Consider the following 16,180-nt stretch of genomic DNA (forward strand, 5'->3'; position numbering starts at 1 on the left):
TCTTATTCTGGCTTAGGCTTTCTCCACTCTTACCGCACATTTTTTGTAGTCGGTTTCGCCAGAAATTGGGTCGGTTGCATCTAAGGTTAATTTATTCGTCAATTGTCCTGCATCGAAGAATGTTGTAAAAATTAAACCAGGAGGACATTTGTTTCGACCGCGTGTGTCTAAATATGAAATCATTTCACCACGACGAGTCGTTAACTTCACTTTATCCCCATGACGTAAATTATATTTTTTAGCATCCGTTGGGTGCATCCACACTAAGTTATTTGGGAACGCACGGTGTAATTCTGGTACACGGCGCGTCATCGTACCCGTATGCCAGTGTTCAAGCACACGACCTGTACAAAGCCATAACGGATATTCTTCGTTTGGTGATTCTGCAGGTGGTTCATAAGGAACGCCAAGAATAATCGCTCTTTTATCTGGATAACCATAGAATGCAACTTCTTCGCCTGCTTTAACGTATGGGTCGAACCCTTCACGATAACGCCAGAGCGTTTCTTTACCATCTACTACTGGCCAACGTAAACCACGCACTTTATGATAAGTATCAAATGGTGCTAAGTCGTGTCCATGTCCGCGCCCGAATGAAGCATATTCTTCAAACAAACCTTTTTGGAGATAGAAGCCAAAGTGTTCTGCTTCATCATTTAAATAGCCAGGAATATCTGTTGGAATTTGATATTGATTAACCTGATCGTTAAGGTAAAGCACTTCATAAAGCGTTTTACCACGATATTCTGGATTTTTAGCTAAAACTTCTTCGGGCCATACTTCATCTGTTTTGAAATATTTAGAAAACTCAACAATTTGCCATAAGTCAGAGCGTGCATCACCTGGACCTTTTACTTGCTGACGCCATAATTGTGTGCGGCGTTCCGCATTACCATACCCCCCTTCTTTTTCTACCCACATACAAGTCGGAAGAATTAAGTCAGCAGAAACCGCTGAAGCTGAAGGATATGGGTCAGAAACCACAATAAAGTTCTCAGGGTTACGCCAGCCTGGGAAAATTTCTTCATTAATATTTGGACCACCTTGCATATTGTTGGTACACATCTGCCATAGGAAATTCATTTTGCCATCTTTTAATGCACGGCTTTGCTGTACAGCTGGGTAACCAGGTACAGTTGGAATAACTCCTGTAGGTAATTTCCAGATTTTTTCTGCAGTTGCCACATGTTTTGGATTGGTTACCACCATATCCGCTGGTAAACGGTGTACGAAAGTCCCTACTTCACGAGCCGTACCACAAGCTGATGGCTGACCTGTTAGAGAGAATGGTCCACAACCTGGTTTTGAGATTTTACCTGTCAATAAATGCACGTTATACATCATTTGGTTTACCCATACACCGCGAGTGTGTTGGTTAAAGCCCATCGTCCAGTAAGAAACAATATTTTTCTCTGGATCTGCATACATTTTTGCAAGTGTTTCAAGCTGATCTTTCGGCACGCCAGATATTTCGTGTGCTTTTTCAAGCGTGTAAGGTTCTACAATTTTTTTGAACTCTTCAAAGTCTGAATCGTGCATCTTACCTGCTGTTTTACGATTTTTCGCTGCTACCTCTAATGGATGTTCAGGGCGCAAGCCATAACCAATGTCGGTTTCACCACGTTTGAACTTAGTGTGTTTGTTGACGAAATCCCAGTTCACTTTATCGTTTTGAATAATGTAGTTGGCGATATAGTTGAGGATCGCTAAGTCTGAATGCGGTTTGAAGATGATTGGAGTATCCGCTAATTCAAATGAACGATGTTCGAAGGTAGACATCACCACAACACGCACATTATCATTGGAAAGACGACGATCAGAAATACGGCTCCACAAAATTGGGTGCATTTCCGCCATATTCGAACCCCAAAGCACAAATGCATCGGTTTTTTCGATGTCATTATAGCAACCCATTGGTTCATCCATGCCAAAGGTACGCATAAACGCCACCGCTGCCGATGCCATACAGTGACGGGCGTTCGGGTCGATGGTATTAGAACGTAAACCTGCTTTCCACAGTTTTACTTTCGCATAACCTTCGAAAATCGTGGTTTGACCTGAAGAGAACATACCGACTGCATTCGGTTCTTTTTTCTTCAAGATAGCTTTGATTTTTTCCGCCATAATAGTGAAAGCCTGATCCCAAGTCACAGGTGTGAAGTCACCTTCTTTGTGGAATTTGCCATCTTTCATACGCAATAAAGGCGTTTGCACACGGTCTGCACCGTACATAATTTTTGAAAGGAAGTAGCCTTTGATACAGTTTAAACCACGGTTTACTTCTGCATCTGGGTCACCTTGGGTTGCCACCACACGACCATCTTTGGTTCCTACCAATACGCTACAACCTGTTCCGCAGAAGCGACAAGGTGCTTTATCCCACTTAATGCCTATATCTTCCGCATAGACGTTTTTAACAGGAATAGTCATTCCCGCTGCCGCCGCTGCCGCCATCGCTGCATTGGCTTTCATAAAATCTCTACGATTGAGTTCCATAATTTTTCCCACGCTATTATTTTTCATCTAAATAATTTGAAATTAATGACACTACAATTACACCTGAAATGTCTTTAATTTCATCCATTAAATCAGCAAGGGCTAATTGACGGTTACTTTCAAGAGTCACCACCAATTTTCCCTCCTCAGGTTTCTCACCATGAATTTCTGCCGTTGGGATGGCTAAAATCTCAGCTTTCACCTGCTCTAATTTTTCTGGTCTGGCTTGCACTACAATGCTACATACATACCAATTTTCGTTTTCGCTAAATTGACTCATCAGAAATCACTAAAATATTAATTATCCACAAGGCTAATTGCCTTAACAGGACAAACACTTAAACAGGCCCCACAGCCGTTACAAACGGTTAAATCTAAAGATAATATTGCAATTCCGCCTAAACTTGGACGGAACCGAATCGCTCGCTCAGGGCAATAATCACCACAAGAACGACACTCAATTTTTCGTTGCAATAAACATTGCTCAGAAATTTCCACCTTATGTGACCAAGCCGCTTCGCTGGTTAACAAAAAAACAGGCTCTGGACACACTTTTACGCATTTTTCGCAGAAGGTGCACTCCTTGTCGCCAAGGGTAAAATCCACCTCTGGAAAACCGCCTGCACCTTGCTTGATAATCTTGGTTTCACAAGCTGTCACACACTGCCCGCAAGCGGTGCATTTTTCTAAGAAATTTGCCAAATCCGCCCAAGGTGGACGAACTGCTGAATAGCCTTGTAGCTGGGTTTGCTCCGTTTTCAGTGCATTTAAAAATTGCCCACGTAAAAAAGCACGCCGCGGCAAAGATTGATTGGTTAAATCACTCAAAACAGATTTTTCTCTTACAAAATATTGAGTGCGTATTATCCAATTTTTCCAATTTTTCCCTTATTACCTGAAAGGGGTATTTGAAAGGTTAATCAGCCTTTCCTTGATGCGAATCAAAGAACGATAGAGAAAATTTCGTTATGCGGGTAAAATGGCACATTATTTCTTACAACAAAAACAGGGACGCAATATGGTACACAACCACACACATCTTATTATTTACGCTCACCCCAATCCAGAGAGTTTTAACCAAGCCGTTTTACAAAAAGTGGTAGAAGCTTCTGAAGGGCATAAGGTGATTATTCGAGACCTCAATGCCGAAAATTTCCCGCCCGTGTTGAAATGGCAAGAGTGCATCAACACTTTCAGCAAACAATACGAAGAAGATGTACAGGCAGAGCAAGCACTCTGGAAAGAAGCAGATTTGATTACCTTCGTTTACCCACTTTGGTGGATGGGCTTCCCTGCGATTTTAAAAGGCTATATTGACCGCATATTAACCCACGGCTTTGCGTATCAAACAGGCAAAGGGGCAAGCATTGGTTTGCTCAAGGGTAAGAAAATTCAACAATTCGTTACAATGGGTAACACTAATGAGAAATATGAACAAAAAGGCTTTTTGCAATCACTCGACCACACGCTTGGTAACGGCTTATTTAACTTCTGTGGTATTGAAAATGTGCAAATGCACTTTTTAGGTGGTACGGGAATGCCAACGATAGATTATCAAGCTGTATTAGAAAATATTAAACATATTACAGAAGCAAATTTAAAAAGTTAATCTTTCACGTTCAGCATAAGGCGATGAATTTTATCGCCTCATCACAGACATTTATTTTAATATTACATTTACTTTAGCTATCCTCTTAATCAAACACACAAATATGATCTAAATCACAAAATTTACTCTTTGCAGTGCCTACTATTTTTCGTTACATTACTGCTAATTTTAACAATTTGATTTAACACTATGATCTACTTTATGTCTGATTTGCATTTAAGCGAATCTACTCCTAAATTAACAGAGCTATTTTTGCAATTTATGCAAACAAAAGCACCGCTTGCGGAAAATGTTTATATTTTAGGTGATTTGTTTGACTTTTGGATTGGTGATGATGAGCAATCCTCACTCACCGTTCAAATCAAACAGGCTATTAAAACACTTACCGCAAGCGGTGTGAAATGTTATTTTATTTGCGGAAACCGTGATTTTTTAATTGGCCAACGCTTTGCTCAAGAAACAGGAATGGAGATTTTACCTGATTATCAAGTACTTGATTTATACGGCAAAAAGATATTACTTTGCCACGGCGATACACTTTGCATTGACGATGTCAAATATCAGCAATTCCGCCGAAAAGTACATCAAAAATGGCGACAAAAACTCTTCCTCTGCCTGCCCCTTTTTATCCGCTTGAAGATTGCCAATAAAATTCGAACTAAAAGTCAGCAAGATAAGCAATCAAAATCTTTAGCGATTATGGATGTAAATGCACAATTTACTGCTGAAAAAGTAGCAGAATTTAGAGCAAAATTACTTATTCATGGGCATACACACCGAGAACATATTCATCAAGAAAACGGCTTTACTCGTATTGTCTTAGGTGATTGGAGAGACAATTATGCCTCTATCTTAGTGGTCGATGAAACAGGAGCAAAATTTATATGATTGATGTAATTATTCCTTGTTACAACGCCGAGCAAACCTTAGTGCGAGCAGTACAAAGTGCGTTAAATCAGGCGGAATTAGGCAAAATTTGGCTGGTGGACGACGTCTCAACGGACGGCACATTTGAACTGATGTTATCGCTAAAAAAGCAATTCCCTGAAAAAATTTGCATTGAACAAATGCCGAAAAACGGTGGTGTAGCAAAAGCCAGAAATTGGGGAGCATTACAAAGTGAAGAGGAATTTATTGCCTTTCTAGATGCCGATGATGCCTACGAACCACAAGCCTTACAAGTGGCTCAAGCCGTGATGGATTTCTGCCCTGATGTCAGCCTTGTTCGCCTTGATTTAAAACCTGTTGGCATTGCGGGAAAATATGCCACACATCCGCAATTTGAGTACGCTTGGCAACATATGCGAATGACTTGCGGTGGGAACGTTGTGTTCCGCCGAGCTTTTTTCTTTGCTTGCAGTGGCTTTCCGCAACATCAGCTTTTCCGTGAATTAGGAGGAGAAGATGGTGCATTGGGCATCGCTACAACTAAAATTGCCAATGTTGCCACCTGTTTCCAAGATGCGGGTGTATTGCACTACTGCCATGAAGGAATGCACGCCGAACGCCTACTAGATGCAATTTTATTTGGTAAGCTACCAGAGGGTGTTACACCTGAAAAAATGGCAGAAGCGGAAAGCGTAACCAGCCGCATCTGCCAACGAATTGAACAGTTAAGAATGGGGTTAAACAGCTCGAGAATTGGGATTAACCCATTGAAGATGGAATGGGATTAACTCTATTTTACAGAGCTTTCTGGTACAGAACCGCTCAAATGCACATCTAATTGGTTAAATGGAATTGAAATACCTGCCTTATCAAAAGCAATTTTCACATTTTCAGTAACCTGCCAATAAACCGCATAGTAATTCGGCGTATTTACCCACGGACGAGCAATGATTTGTACGCTACTTGAGGCTAACGTGCTAACGGCAATAACAGGTTTAGGTTCTTTTAACACGCGGTCATCTTTTTCTAAAATTTCTCGAATAATCTCTTTGGCTTGAGCAATATCATCATCGTAAGAGATATCAAAAATAAAATCGACACGGCGAGTTTCATTCGCAGAATAGTTAGTAATCGTGCTTGAAAACACATTACTGTTAGGTACAAGTACCGTTTTATTATCACCAGTACGAAGCTCAAGCACAACTAGCCCCATCTGGGTCACCGTGCCACTAATACCTGAAGTTTCAATAAAATCGCCTTTTTTAAAGGGTTTGAAGATCAATAACATCACGCCTGCTGCGAAATTTTGTAATGAATTCTGTAACGATAAACCAATCGCTAAGCCAGCCGCACCAATCAGTGCTACAAGTGAGCTAGTGTTAATCCCAAGCTGGGAAAGCGACGCAATCACAACAATAAGCAGCAATAAAAAATAACTAATTGAACGTACAAAACTTTGTAACATTTCGTCTTTGGTTGAGGCTAACACTGCCTTACTCATCAGTTTGCTAATCGCCTTAGCCAGCCATTTGCCGATCACAAAAATTGCAATTGCAAGCACAATTTTGGTGCCGTAAGGGATTAAATAATCGTGCAAAATCGCATCAATACTCATTGTATCTACTTTTTGAAGTAATTTTTCTGTGGTCGCCACCACATCAATATTTTGCGTTGCTGTTTGAGCTGTTTCTGACATTTTTGATCCTTTTTGTTGAATTTGCCCGAAAAAGAGGGCGTTTGTGATAGAATTTAGACCAATATTATCTCTAAATTTCATATTTTATGACAACAGAAAAAGTAATCAGTGCCAGCGTGCAATTTTTCACCATTTCCGATGATGAAGCAGGGCAACGCTTGGATAACTTTCTTTTGGCAAAGCTGAAAGGCGTGCCGAAAAGTTTGATTTATCGCATCGTACGTAAGGGAGAGGTGCGCGTCAATAAAGGGCGAATTAAGCCAGAATATAAACTTCAAGAAGATGATGTCGTACGTGTACCGCCTGTGCGGGTAGCAGAAAAAAACGAAGCGCCTGTTTCGACCAAACTCAACAAAGTGGCGGAATTAGAAAGCCAGATTTTGTATGAAGATGAAGTGATGTTGGTGATCAACAAGCCTTCTGGCATTGCCGTACACGGCGGAAGCGGTTTAAGTTTTGGCGTAATTGAAGCTTTGCGCGCGTTACGTCCGCAAGCACGTTTCTTGGAATTGGTACACCGCATCGACCGCGACACATCCGGCATTCTGTTAGTGGCCAAAAAACGCTCGGCATTACGCAATTTACACGAGCAACTGCGTGAAAAAGTCGTACAAAAAGATTATTTAGCATTAGTACGAGGGCAATGGCAATCACACGTTAAAGTAGTGAAAGCCCCACTACTCAAAAATGAACTTGCAAGCGGTGAAAGAATGGTAAAAGTGAGCGAAGCAGGCAAGCCGTCGGAAACCCGTTTTGTGATTGAAGAGCGTTACCCCTCTGCTACCTTGGTAAAGGCCTCGCCAGTAACAGGGCGAACCCACCAAATTCGCGTGCATACCCAATACGCTGGGCATCCGATTGCTTGTGATGATAAATATGGCGACCGTGATTTCGACCAAAAAATGCAACAAATTGGCTTAAATCGCCTATTCTTGCACGCTTATTCTATCCATTTTGAACACCCTAAAACGGGTGAAGAGATCGTGATTACCGCACCGCTTGATAAAAAAATGAAAGCAGTATTGGCAAAGTTACGAGCGGAAAAATAGCGGTCGAAAAAGGAGAACAAAATGCAAATCCATTTCAAAAACCAACAAAAATCTGACCGCTTGTTGGATTTAACTCGCCCGAATATTATGGGCATTTTGAATTTCACGCCTGATTCGTTCTCGGATTCAGGCAAGTTTTTTTCGCTTGATAAAGCACTATTTCAAGTGGAAAAAATGCTCAATGATGGGGCAGACATTATCGACATTGGTGGCGAATCGACCCGTCCGAATGCAGAAACTGTGACCATTTCTCAAGAAATTGAGAGAGTTGTACCGCTTGTTGAAGCCATTAGAAGTCGCTTTGATTGTTTGATTTCAGTGGATAGCTCAAAGGCAGAAGTATTCCGCGAGTCAGCAAAAGCAGGGGCGGATATTCTCAATGATATTCGTGCATTAACAGAACCAAATGCACTAGAGACCGCCGCAGAACTTGATTTACCTGTCTGCATTATGCATATGCAAGGCTCGCCGCAAACGATGCAACAAGCCCCGCATTATGAGGATGTCGTCGAAGAAGTAGCAGATTTTTTAAACCACCGAATTTTAGAATGTACGCTTGCAGGTATTCCTAAAGAGCATATTATTTTGGACGTTGGCTTTGGCTTTGGCAAAACAGTTGAGCATAATTACCAATTATTGAAACATCTCAAAGCCTTTGTTGATTCTGGTTTCCCTGTGTTAGCTGGGCTTTCTAGAAAATCAATGATTGGGGCAATTACGGGCAAACCTGTGGATCAGCGTGTAATCGGTAGTGTAACGGGAGCATTGCTCTCCGTTCAAAACGGAGCAAAGATCGTCCGCGTGCACGATGTTGCCGAAACGGCTGAAGCTTTGAGTATTTGGCAAGCGATGAATAGCGTAGAATAAGGAAGAAAAATGATTAAAGTATATGGCATTAAAAATTGTGACACCATCAAAAAAGCGTTGAAATGGCTAGCGGATAACCAGATCCCACATCAATTACACGATTATCGCGTTGATGGCTTAGATACCGCTTGGCTTGAACAAGCAGAACAAACCTTTGGTTGGGAAACGCTTGTAAATAAACGCTCGACGACTTGGCGTAATCTCGATCAAGCGGTTAAAAATAGCTTAGATCGTGCAACTGCATTACAAGTTTTAATCGAGCAACCAACGCTTATCAAACGCCCGATTATCTTAGAAGATGGCAAAGCATTGATTGGGTTTAATGAAGCAGAGTATAAAGTGGCTTTTGGGAAATAAAAAATGAAACAACAAATCCTCTCTTTAGCACAACATTTAATTCAGCACCCTTCCATCAGCCCAAATGATGAAGGCTGCCAACAACTGATTGCAGAACGCTTGCAAGCAGTCGGATTCAACATCGAATGGCTACCATTTGGCGACACGCTCAACTTATGGGCAACCCACGGTGAAGGCGAACCTTGCCTTGTTTTCGCTGGGCATACCGATGTGGTACCTGTGGGCGATAAAAATGCGTGGACTTACCCACCGTTTGAAGCTAACATTGTGGATAACATTCTTTATGGACGTGGGGCTGCCGATATGAAAGGTTCGCTCGCTGCCCTTGTAGTTGCCGCAGAAAATTTTGTGAAAAATAACCCAAACCACGCTGGCAAAATCGCTTTACTCATCACCTCCGACGAAGAAGCTGCCGCCAAAGATGGCACAGTAAAAGTGGTTGAAACCTTAATGGCACGTAATGAACCAATCCATTATGCCGTGGTGGGCGAACCTTCAAGCGGTAAAATGCTGGGAGATGTAATTAAAAATGGTCGTCGCGGTTCAATCACTGCTGAACTTTATATTGAAGGCGTGCAAGGACACGTTGCTTATCCACATCTTGCCGAAAACCCTGTGCATACTTCGCTCGGTTTCTTGACGGAACTCACGACTTATCAATGGGATAACGGAAACGAATTTTTCCCGCCGACCAGCCTACAAATTGCCAACATTAAAGCTGGCACAGGTAGCAATAACGTGATCCCAGGGGAGCTTTATGTGCAATTTAACTTGCGCTATTGCACCGAAGTGACCGATGAAATCATCAAAACTAAAGTAGCAGAAATATTGCAAAAATATGGCTTAAAGCATCGAATTAGCTGGAACTTATCAGGAAAACCGTTTCTTGCAGGCAATGGAAAGTTGGTGCAAGCCGCCCAACAAGCGGTCAAAAATGTAACCAAGATTACACCTCGTTTAGACACCAGTGGTGGCACATCAGACGGACGTTTTATCGCCTTAATGGGTGCCGAAGTGGTGGAATTCGGCCCTCTCAATGCCACCATTCACAAAGTCAACGAATGCGTCAACGTGGACGACTTGGGCAAATGTGGTGAGGTGTATTACCAGATTGCGGAAAAATTGTTGATTAAATAATTGTAGGGACGTGTTGCACTCGCCTCTACTCGAAAAACAACATAGTTGCTACATTTTATCTAAACAAGCGGTCAAAAAAATGCCAAACTTTGCAAACCTTACCGATATTCTCACGGGCAAAGACCGTGAGCATTTAATTGCATTGCCGAATGCACTATCGGACAAACACGCCTTGCAACCAGAAGCGGTAAAAGCTTTTTTAGCATTACAGCAAGCTGCCAAAAATGCAGGCTTTAATTTACAACCTGCCAGCACGTTTCGTGATTTTGAACGTCAGAAACTGATTTGGAACGCCAAATTTAATGGCGAGCGTAAAGTGCACGATGATAAAGGCAATGCGATTGAGCTGGAGGGCTTGAGCGATTGGCAAAAATGCCAAGCTATTTTACGCTGGTCTGCTGTACCAGGTGCGAGTCGCCATCACTGGGGAACAGAGATCGATTTCTTCGATCCTGATGTGCTGCCTGCAGGCAAAAAATTGATGCTTGAACCTTGGGAATACCAGACAGGCGGTTACTTCCAGCGTTTAACCAACTGGTTGTTGGCAAATGCTGAAACGTTTGGTTTTTACTTCCCCTTTATGCCTGAAAACAACGAAGGTAAGCTTATTGGCGTTGAGCCTTGGCATATCAGTTATTTCCCTATTGCGGAGCTTTATCAACAACAATTTGCTACAAACCACCTAACACAAGCCTGGGAAACGGAAGAGGTTGCAGGTAAAGAAGCACTTATCGCCCATTTTGACACGCTTTTTAAAGATTATATTTTGTAATGACAATTCAATTAATTAACGAAAATGGCGATGAAAACGCCTTCCAAACCATTTGTGAAAAATGGCAACTACGCCACAATCCAGATGCTATTTTAGCTCTAGTACAAACACCCGAACGCTTGGAATTACGCAAATTAGACGAACCGAAGCTCGGGGCAATTGCGGTGAATTTTGTGGATGGCACAATGGCACATCGCCGTAAGTTTGGCGGTGGACGAGGCGAAGCAGTAGCGAAAGCAGTCGGCATTAAAGGTAGCTACTTACCCACTGTAATTGATGCAACCGCAGGGCTTGGGCGCGATGCATTCGTGCTCGCTGCCATTGGCTGTAAAGTGCAATTGATTGAGCGCAACCCCGTGGTTTCCGCTTTACTGGAAGATGGCTTAAAGCGGGCTTATCAAGATCCTGAAATTGGCGAATTTATGCAATCAAGGATGGTTTTATTGCCATTTCATACCATTAGTGAATATGCTACTGTGAATGAAGCACCAGTTGATGTAGTCTATTTCGATCCGATGTTTCCACATAAACAAAAAAGTGCGTTGGTCAAAAAAGAAATGCGCGTATTCCAACATTTAGTGGGTGCGGATTTAGATTCGGATGATTTTTTCCAACCAGCGAAACAAGTGGCTCGCAAACGAGTGGTAGTCAAACGCCCTGATTATGCTCCGTTTATTGCTGAACAAAAACCTGATTTTAGTCAAATGACCAAAAATCACCGATTTGATGTGTATTTGTCACATTTGCTTCATATTTAAACGGAAAATTCAGCAAATGTAACAAAAATTTACAAAACTTTTAAAACTGAACTCGCCCAATTGATAGGCAAGCGGGCTATTTTTCAGTAGAATTTACCCATTATTATTTTTTATTTTAAGGTTAAGCAAAAATGTCTCGACAGTCTATGGCTCGCTCAAGAAGATCAAAAGGAATGAGCGTTTCCACCATATTATCGCTGGCTATCATTATTTTGTTAGCACTTGGACTAGGTTTATGGTTAATGAAAGAAAATGCTCCAGCCCCTAACTCTCCGATTCCACAAACTGCACAGCCCTTGCCACAAGGCACAACCTTGCCTAGTCGCCCTGAGGAAGTGTATAGCTACATTCGCGATTTAGAAACCCGTGAGGTAGTTACCGATCCAAACAAAGGGCAGCCAAAATCAGCTCAGCTTTCGAAAGAGCAACTGGCACAATTAGAAGAAAAGCGTAAACAGGAAGAAGCTGCTCGCCTTGCAGCAGAACCCATAGAGCCAGAAGTCGCAAGAGAGCAACCAACAGTACCATCCGATGCTGAAATCGCAGCTCAAAAAGCACGTGAGCAAAAACTTGCTGAAGAAAAACGTAAACAAGCAGAATTAAAAAAACAGCAAGAATTAGCTGCGAAGAAAGCGGAAGCAGAAAAAGCAAAAGCGAAAGCAGAACAAACAAAAACAGAGCAAGCTAAAGTGACAGCTGCAAAATCGGAAGAAAAACCGACCGCTTCTCAGCCAAAACCTGGTAGTTTCGGGCTTCAATGCGGAGCATTCAAAAACAAAGCACAAGCTGAAAATATGCAAGCCCGCCTTGCTATGGCAGGTTTCAACGCCCGCATTGTTAGCGGGGCAGATTGGAACCGTGTGTTTGTCGGTCCTGTCGGAAACCGTGCAGCAGCTGCAACTGCCCAATCTAATGCAAGAAGTGTAGCAGAATGCGTGATTGTAGCGATGTAATAAAATCAATACTTGTAGATGTTTATAATACATCTACAAGCTCTAATCAGACTTCCTTACAATTCAACCAAGCTGTTCGTTGCCCTTGATAGATTTTGTAGTAAGTGGAACCGTGTTGACGAGCTACAAGCTCAACTGAGCCCCCTTCAATTGGGTAATATGAATGATAAATGACCTCAAAACGCGTACCTCGAGCATTCAATTCCCTATTTTGAATATGATCGAACGGCACAGCTTTTCCACCGTTTAGCTGAAAATAGATACCAAAATTTTCTTTTTTTCGACTCTCTCGTGAAAGCGGGAAATAAGTGGTCAGCGATGCCCGTTCACCTGTCATGACATTCTTACAAACATAGTAATAGCGTTTGTAATCTTTTAGATTATTCAATTCTGACTGTGTAATATCTTCTTTTAGAAATCTTGCTTGTGCAGATTTTTTGGGCTGTTGCTTGTTAGGCATTGTAGTACAAGCAAAGAGTGTGACCAAGGTAATACCAACCAGGATCAATTTGGATTTTTTGAGCATAATTATTCTTAGGAAAATAGAAAGGTAGCTATCATAGCGTAAATGAAGAAGAGTGAAAATAACGATCTTTTGTATTAAAAGGCACAAGTCTAGATGCTTGTGCCTTTAGTATCTTAATAAAACTTCACTTCAAATGCTTTCTGAAGTTCTTCAACATTCTCCACTTTCTCAAACCCCTGTGGTGAAATCGCATCTTCTGCTTTTGTCTTCGTGCCCAATGCTTGGCTGATGAATACCAAACCTTGTTGCTCAATCACCGCGTTTTGATAGAATGCCAGAATGTCATTTTTCGTCAGATTTTTCACCGCTTGCATCAGCTTCTCTTTACGATCGAATTGTTGATTACCTCGTGCATAATCAAAACTAAAGTTTTCAAATTCTTGTGAAAGCGACTCAGGCTTTCTTTCCAATTTATTTAATAAACTCTCTTTGAACTGATCAAATTCAGACTCACTTAAAGCGGTCAATTTTTGCAAACTTTCTGCAAAAAAGCGTTCATTATGTTGCATAATCCCTTTCGGGCTCGTATTTGGACTTTGCACCATAAAACGAATACCTGATGTTTTGCCTACTTTCGCTTGAGTTGCATACACTACATAGCCTAATTGTTTATTAGTGCGTAAATCATCAAAATACCAGCGAGAAATAATATCTTTCAGCAACATTGCTCGCACTTCGCCTGCCAACTCATCATAGTCTTTTGCCATATAAGCAATCGAGAGTGCATTATCTTCATTTGGTACAAATTTAATGGCATTTAATTTTTTTGTGCTTTGGTTAATATCTAAATAGCGATATTTAGCTAATTCACTATTATTATTTTTAGCTGTTTTTTCTAACTCAGATATAATATTTTTAACTTGATTATCAGTAAAATTACCTACAGATAAAGCTCGCACACTTGTGGCTTTTGATAATAATTTCTCTCGAATAGATTGAATATCTTTTAACGTAATTTTGTCGATCATCTCACGCTGTTTATCCTCTTCAAAATAAGGATAACTAGAGAAATTCACAAAGATTTCATTTGCTTGATTTAAGCTATTCGCTTTACGTTTTCCATCTAAGGCTTCAATTAAACGCTGTTTCGCTTGCACTAAATATTTTTCATTTAATTCAAATTGGCTAAATTGTTGCATTTTATCTTGCATTAATTGAGCCAAATGCTGTGTATAGCCTTCTGCCCGCAATGAAAAACCATTTTCAATTAACGATAACCCAGCCTCCATCCCTGCTACAGAAGATTGGAAATCCACTTTTGCTTGAGCTAATTCATTCATATAACTCAAAATGGTCGCACTGATGCTTTCTTTTAAGCTATCTGTTCTTGGCGTAATTGAGAAATTAACAGCAATACGAGCCTTCGGATCGTGAGAAAAATATTGGCTTGACATTGCATAAAGTTGTGTCCCTTTTTCTTCCTCAATCAATTTCGGCAAAGTTCTTTTATCCTCTTTAATTAAAGAAAAGTCAGTAGTGAAATAAGGATTTAATTCAGGTAATTTGATTTCAGGGTTTTTACTGAAATCTAGCCATGCTTTTTTCTGTTCATCACTTATTTTTTCAATAGAGAAACCCGCTTCAAAATAGGGCGATTTCTTATCAGTTTTTACATCATCGCTAACCAATAAAATACGTGCATTATCGATATTCATTTCAGATAATTTTTCTTCAATCGCTTTTTTATCCATATTTTTAACCAGATAATCTGCATCTAAAATATGTTCTAAAGGATAAAACAGCATTTGTTCTGCGAGAGATTCAATATAATTCCCGTTTTTTTCGACTTGTAAATGAGTAAATTCTTGTTTTAGGCTCTCACGTACTTCATTAAAATAATTTTCTTGAATACCTTGTTTTTTTACTTTATCTATTTGTTGGAAAATAAGCGAAATAATATTTTCTTTTTCTTTTAATCCTTTTTCAGTTAATGTAACATAAAAGGTAAAACTACCACGATTACGACTTACATTTGCTGTTGCTTGAGCAGAAATTCCACTATCTGATAAACCTTGCTTAATTAAATAATCTGATAAAGTGCCATCAGTATTATTATTGAAAATATAGGCTAAATATTCTCCTGTTTTATTTGCAAATTTGTCTTCATCATTTTGCATATCAAATGAAATAGCTAACATTTTCATTGGTTGAATAGGTTTATAAGAGATAAGTACACTCTTATCTTTATCTCTAAAAAGTGGAATATCTATTTTCGGGGCAATTAAATGTTTATTTTCCACTTTACCCAATGTTTTATTTGCTAATTTTGTTAATTTCTCAATCGGTTGATTAGAATATAAAACCACTTTCATCAAATTTGCAGAATAATATTTATGATAAAAATTCTCTAATTCTGTTTGTAATAAACTATTTGGTTTATCTGAAAGTGTTTCTTTATTTCCCACAGTGAATTTTGTAATTGGATGTGCAGGGTTAGAAGTAGCTAAATTAACGCTATTTAATAAATGTCCATCACTTGATTTTGCACGCACCATTTCAGCATTCACTGCATTCACTTCTTTTTCCGCATTTTCCTTAGAAAGCAGTGGAAATGCGAGCGTATCAGCAAAGCGAGTAACTGCTTCATCGAATGCATCGTTATTTACTTCCAAATAATAAGCGGTACGATAAGCCGTAGTAGAAGCATTATTATAGCCTCCATTTTTGTTTAAAAATTTATCTAAACTATTGGTTTCTGGGAAGTTTCTTGATCCCATCAAGATCATATGTTCTAAATAATGTGCTAAACCTTGTTGAGAAATCGGATCTTCCATCGAGCCAATGGGAATTGCCATCGATATTAAGGACTTATTCGCCTTTTCATCCGAAATCAATAATACCGTCATTCCATTATCTAATTTAATGCCTTGATAAATGGCTTTATCATTCAGGCTTTTATTGATTTGTGTTTTAATCAATTTAAAGCCTAAATTAGTGTCAGTCTGTTCTTGAATAATAGCGGTCTGATTTTGATTATTTTCTGCAAATGCAGTAGGTGTCACATTCAGTGCCAAAAATGTGGAAAGAATGGCATAACGAATAGTGTGATTTAATTGTGTTTTCTTCATATTT

At 40.2% G+C, this 16,180-nt stretch carries 16 protein-coding genes; 10 read left to right on the plus strand and 6 right to left on the minus strand.

The features are described 5' to 3' along the window. Positions 1-12: 12 nt before the first annotated feature. The 3 genes from napA to napF are packed head-to-tail and all read right to left on the minus strand — an operon-like array spanning position 13 to position 3,324. Positions 13-2,496: a nitrate reductase catalytic subunit NapA gene (gene napA, locus QMF79_RS07110; RefSeq protein WP_281773283.1), complete on the minus strand. Its 2,484-nt coding sequence runs from the start codon at positions 2,494-2,496 to the stop codon at positions 13-15. A gap of 16 nt (positions 2,497-2,512) precedes the next feature. Beyond that, positions 2,513-2,776, minus strand: coding sequence for a chaperone NapD (locus tag QMF79_RS07115; protein WP_040218310.1), 264 nt, complete (start codon positions 2,774-2,776; stop codon positions 2,513-2,515). Between the two features lie 17 nt (positions 2,777-2,793). Beyond that, positions 2,794-3,324, minus strand: a complete 531-nt coding sequence (gene napF, locus QMF79_RS07120) for a ferredoxin-type protein NapF (protein WP_281773284.1) — start codon at positions 3,322-3,324, stop codon at positions 2,794-2,796. Positions 3,325-3,475: 151 nt separating this feature from the next. On the opposite strand from napF, the gene QMF79_RS07125 reads away from it, so the two are divergent. The 3 genes from QMF79_RS07125 (at position 3,476) to QMF79_RS07135 (ending at position 5,781) form a co-directional block, all read left to right on the plus strand. Continuing rightward, on the plus strand, positions 3,476-4,105 hold the full coding sequence (locus tag QMF79_RS07125; RefSeq protein ID WP_281773285.1) for an NAD(P)H-dependent oxidoreductase: 630 nt from the start codon (positions 3,476-3,478) through the stop codon (positions 4,103-4,105). 189 nt (positions 4,106-4,294) lie between these two features. After that, on the plus strand, positions 4,295-4,993 hold the full coding sequence (gene lpxH / locus QMF79_RS07130; protein WP_281773286.1) for a UDP-2,3-diacylglucosamine diphosphatase: 699 nt from the start codon (positions 4,295-4,297) through the stop codon (positions 4,991-4,993). After that, complete coding sequence (locus QMF79_RS07135) at positions 4,990-5,781, plus strand: glycosyltransferase family 2 protein (protein ID WP_281773287.1); 792 nt, start codon at positions 4,990-4,992, stop codon at positions 5,779-5,781. The genes lpxH and QMF79_RS07135 overlap by 4 nt, the downstream gene beginning before the upstream one ends. Positions 5,782-5,783: 2 nt before the next feature. Here the strand turns inward: QMF79_RS07135 and QMF79_RS07140 are convergent, their stop codons facing one another. Continuing rightward, a complete protein-coding gene (locus tag QMF79_RS07140; protein WP_281773288.1) occupies positions 5,784-6,689 on the minus strand; it encodes a mechanosensitive ion channel family protein in 906 nt (301 codons plus the stop codon). Between the two features lie 86 nt (positions 6,690-6,775). Between QMF79_RS07140 and rluC the strand changes: the two genes are divergently transcribed. From rluC to ftsN, 7 genes are all read left to right on the plus strand, one after another. After that, positions 6,776-7,738, plus strand: a complete 963-nt coding sequence (rluC, locus tag QMF79_RS07145; RefSeq protein WP_281773289.1) for a 23S rRNA pseudouridine(955/2504/2580) synthase RluC — start codon at positions 6,776-6,778, stop codon at positions 7,736-7,738. A gap of 21 nt (positions 7,739-7,759) precedes the next feature. Next, complete coding sequence (gene folP / locus QMF79_RS07150) at positions 7,760-8,605, plus strand: dihydropteroate synthase (protein WP_281773290.1); 846 nt, start codon at positions 7,760-7,762, stop codon at positions 8,603-8,605. 9 nt (positions 8,606-8,614) lie between these two features. Continuing rightward, positions 8,615-8,962, plus strand: a complete 348-nt coding sequence (locus QMF79_RS07155) for an ArsC family reductase (protein WP_281773291.1) — start codon at positions 8,615-8,617, stop codon at positions 8,960-8,962. A 3-nt stretch (positions 8,963-8,965) separates the two neighbouring features. Then, the gene (gene dapE, locus QMF79_RS07160; RefSeq protein WP_281773292.1) at positions 8,966-10,099 is read left to right on the plus strand and encodes a succinyl-diaminopimelate desuccinylase; all 1,134 of its coding nucleotides are present in this window, start codon (positions 8,966-8,968) and stop codon (positions 10,097-10,099) included. A gap of 79 nt (positions 10,100-10,178) precedes the next feature. Then, positions 10,179-10,871, plus strand: coding sequence for a M15 family metallopeptidase (locus QMF79_RS07165; protein WP_281773293.1), 693 nt, complete (start codon positions 10,179-10,181; stop codon positions 10,869-10,871). Next, positions 10,871-11,629, plus strand: a complete 759-nt coding sequence (locus QMF79_RS07170) for a class I SAM-dependent methyltransferase (RefSeq protein WP_281773294.1) — start codon at positions 10,871-10,873, stop codon at positions 11,627-11,629. The genes QMF79_RS07165 and QMF79_RS07170 overlap by 1 nt, the downstream gene beginning before the upstream one ends. 131 nt (positions 11,630-11,760) lie before the next feature. Then, on the plus strand, positions 11,761-12,582 hold the full coding sequence (gene ftsN / locus QMF79_RS07175; protein ID WP_425591888.1) for a cell division protein FtsN: 822 nt from the start codon (positions 11,761-11,763) through the stop codon (positions 12,580-12,582). 46 nt (positions 12,583-12,628) lie between these two features. Here ftsN and QMF79_RS07180 read toward each other — a convergent pair whose 3' ends face one another. Together QMF79_RS07180 and ptrA are read right to left on the minus strand one after the other, a co-directional pair. After that, on the minus strand, positions 12,629-13,108 hold the full coding sequence (locus QMF79_RS07180) for a hypothetical protein (RefSeq protein WP_281773295.1): 480 nt from the start codon (positions 13,106-13,108) through the stop codon (positions 12,629-12,631). Between the two features lie 113 nt (positions 13,109-13,221). Beyond that, positions 13,222-16,176, minus strand: a complete 2,955-nt coding sequence (gene ptrA / locus QMF79_RS07185; protein ID WP_281773296.1) for a pitrilysin — start codon at positions 16,174-16,176, stop codon at positions 13,222-13,224. Between the last annotated feature and the right edge of the window lie 4 nt (positions 16,177-16,180).

Origin of the sequence: Pseudohaemophilus parahaemolyticus (assembly GCF_938021905.1) — a bacterium.
GTDB lineage: Bacteria > Pseudomonadota > Gammaproteobacteria > Enterobacterales > Pasteurellaceae > Haemophilus_A > Haemophilus_A parahaemolyticus_B.

Coding starts and splice junctions, on each gene's coding strand:
- napA (WP_281773283.1), bottom strand. CDS start 2,496: ATGGAACTCAATCGTAGAGATTTTATGAAAGCCAATGCAGCGATGGCG.
- QMF79_RS07115 (WP_040218310.1), bottom strand. CDS start 2,776: ATGAGTCAATTTAGCGAAAACGAAAATTGGTATGTATGTAGCATTGTA.
- QMF79_RS07125 (WP_281773285.1), top strand. CDS start 3,476: ATGGCACATTATTTCTTACAACAAAAACAGGGACGCAATATGGTACAC.
- lpxH (WP_281773286.1), top strand. CDS start 4,295: ATGATCTACTTTATGTCTGATTTGCATTTAAGCGAATCTACTCCTAAA.
- QMF79_RS07135 (WP_281773287.1), top strand. CDS start 4,990: ATGATTGATGTAATTATTCCTTGTTACAACGCCGAGCAAACCTTAGTG.
- QMF79_RS07140 (WP_281773288.1), bottom strand. CDS start 6,689: ATGTCAGAAACAGCTCAAACAGCAACGCAAAATATTGATGTGGTGGCG.
- rluC (WP_281773289.1), top strand. CDS start 6,776: ATGACAACAGAAAAAGTAATCAGTGCCAGCGTGCAATTTTTCACCATT.
- folP (WP_281773290.1), top strand. CDS start 7,760: ATGCAAATCCATTTCAAAAACCAACAAAAATCTGACCGCTTGTTGGAT.
- QMF79_RS07155 (WP_281773291.1), top strand. CDS start 8,615: ATGATTAAAGTATATGGCATTAAAAATTGTGACACCATCAAAAAAGCG.
- dapE (WP_281773292.1), top strand. CDS start 8,966: ATGAAACAACAAATCCTCTCTTTAGCACAACATTTAATTCAGCACCCT.
- QMF79_RS07165 (WP_281773293.1), top strand. CDS start 10,179: ATGCCAAACTTTGCAAACCTTACCGATATTCTCACGGGCAAAGACCGT.
- QMF79_RS07170 (WP_281773294.1), top strand. CDS start 10,871: ATGACAATTCAATTAATTAACGAAAATGGCGATGAAAACGCCTTCCAA.
- ftsN (WP_425591888.1), top strand. CDS start 11,761: ATGTCTCGACAGTCTATGGCTCGCTCAAGAAGATCAAAAGGAATGAGC.
- QMF79_RS07180 (WP_281773295.1), bottom strand. CDS start 13,108: ATGCTCAAAAAATCCAAATTGATCCTGGTTGGTATTACCTTGGTCACA.
- ptrA (WP_281773296.1), bottom strand. CDS start 16,176: ATGAAGAAAACACAATTAAATCACACTATTCGTTATGCCATTCTTTCC.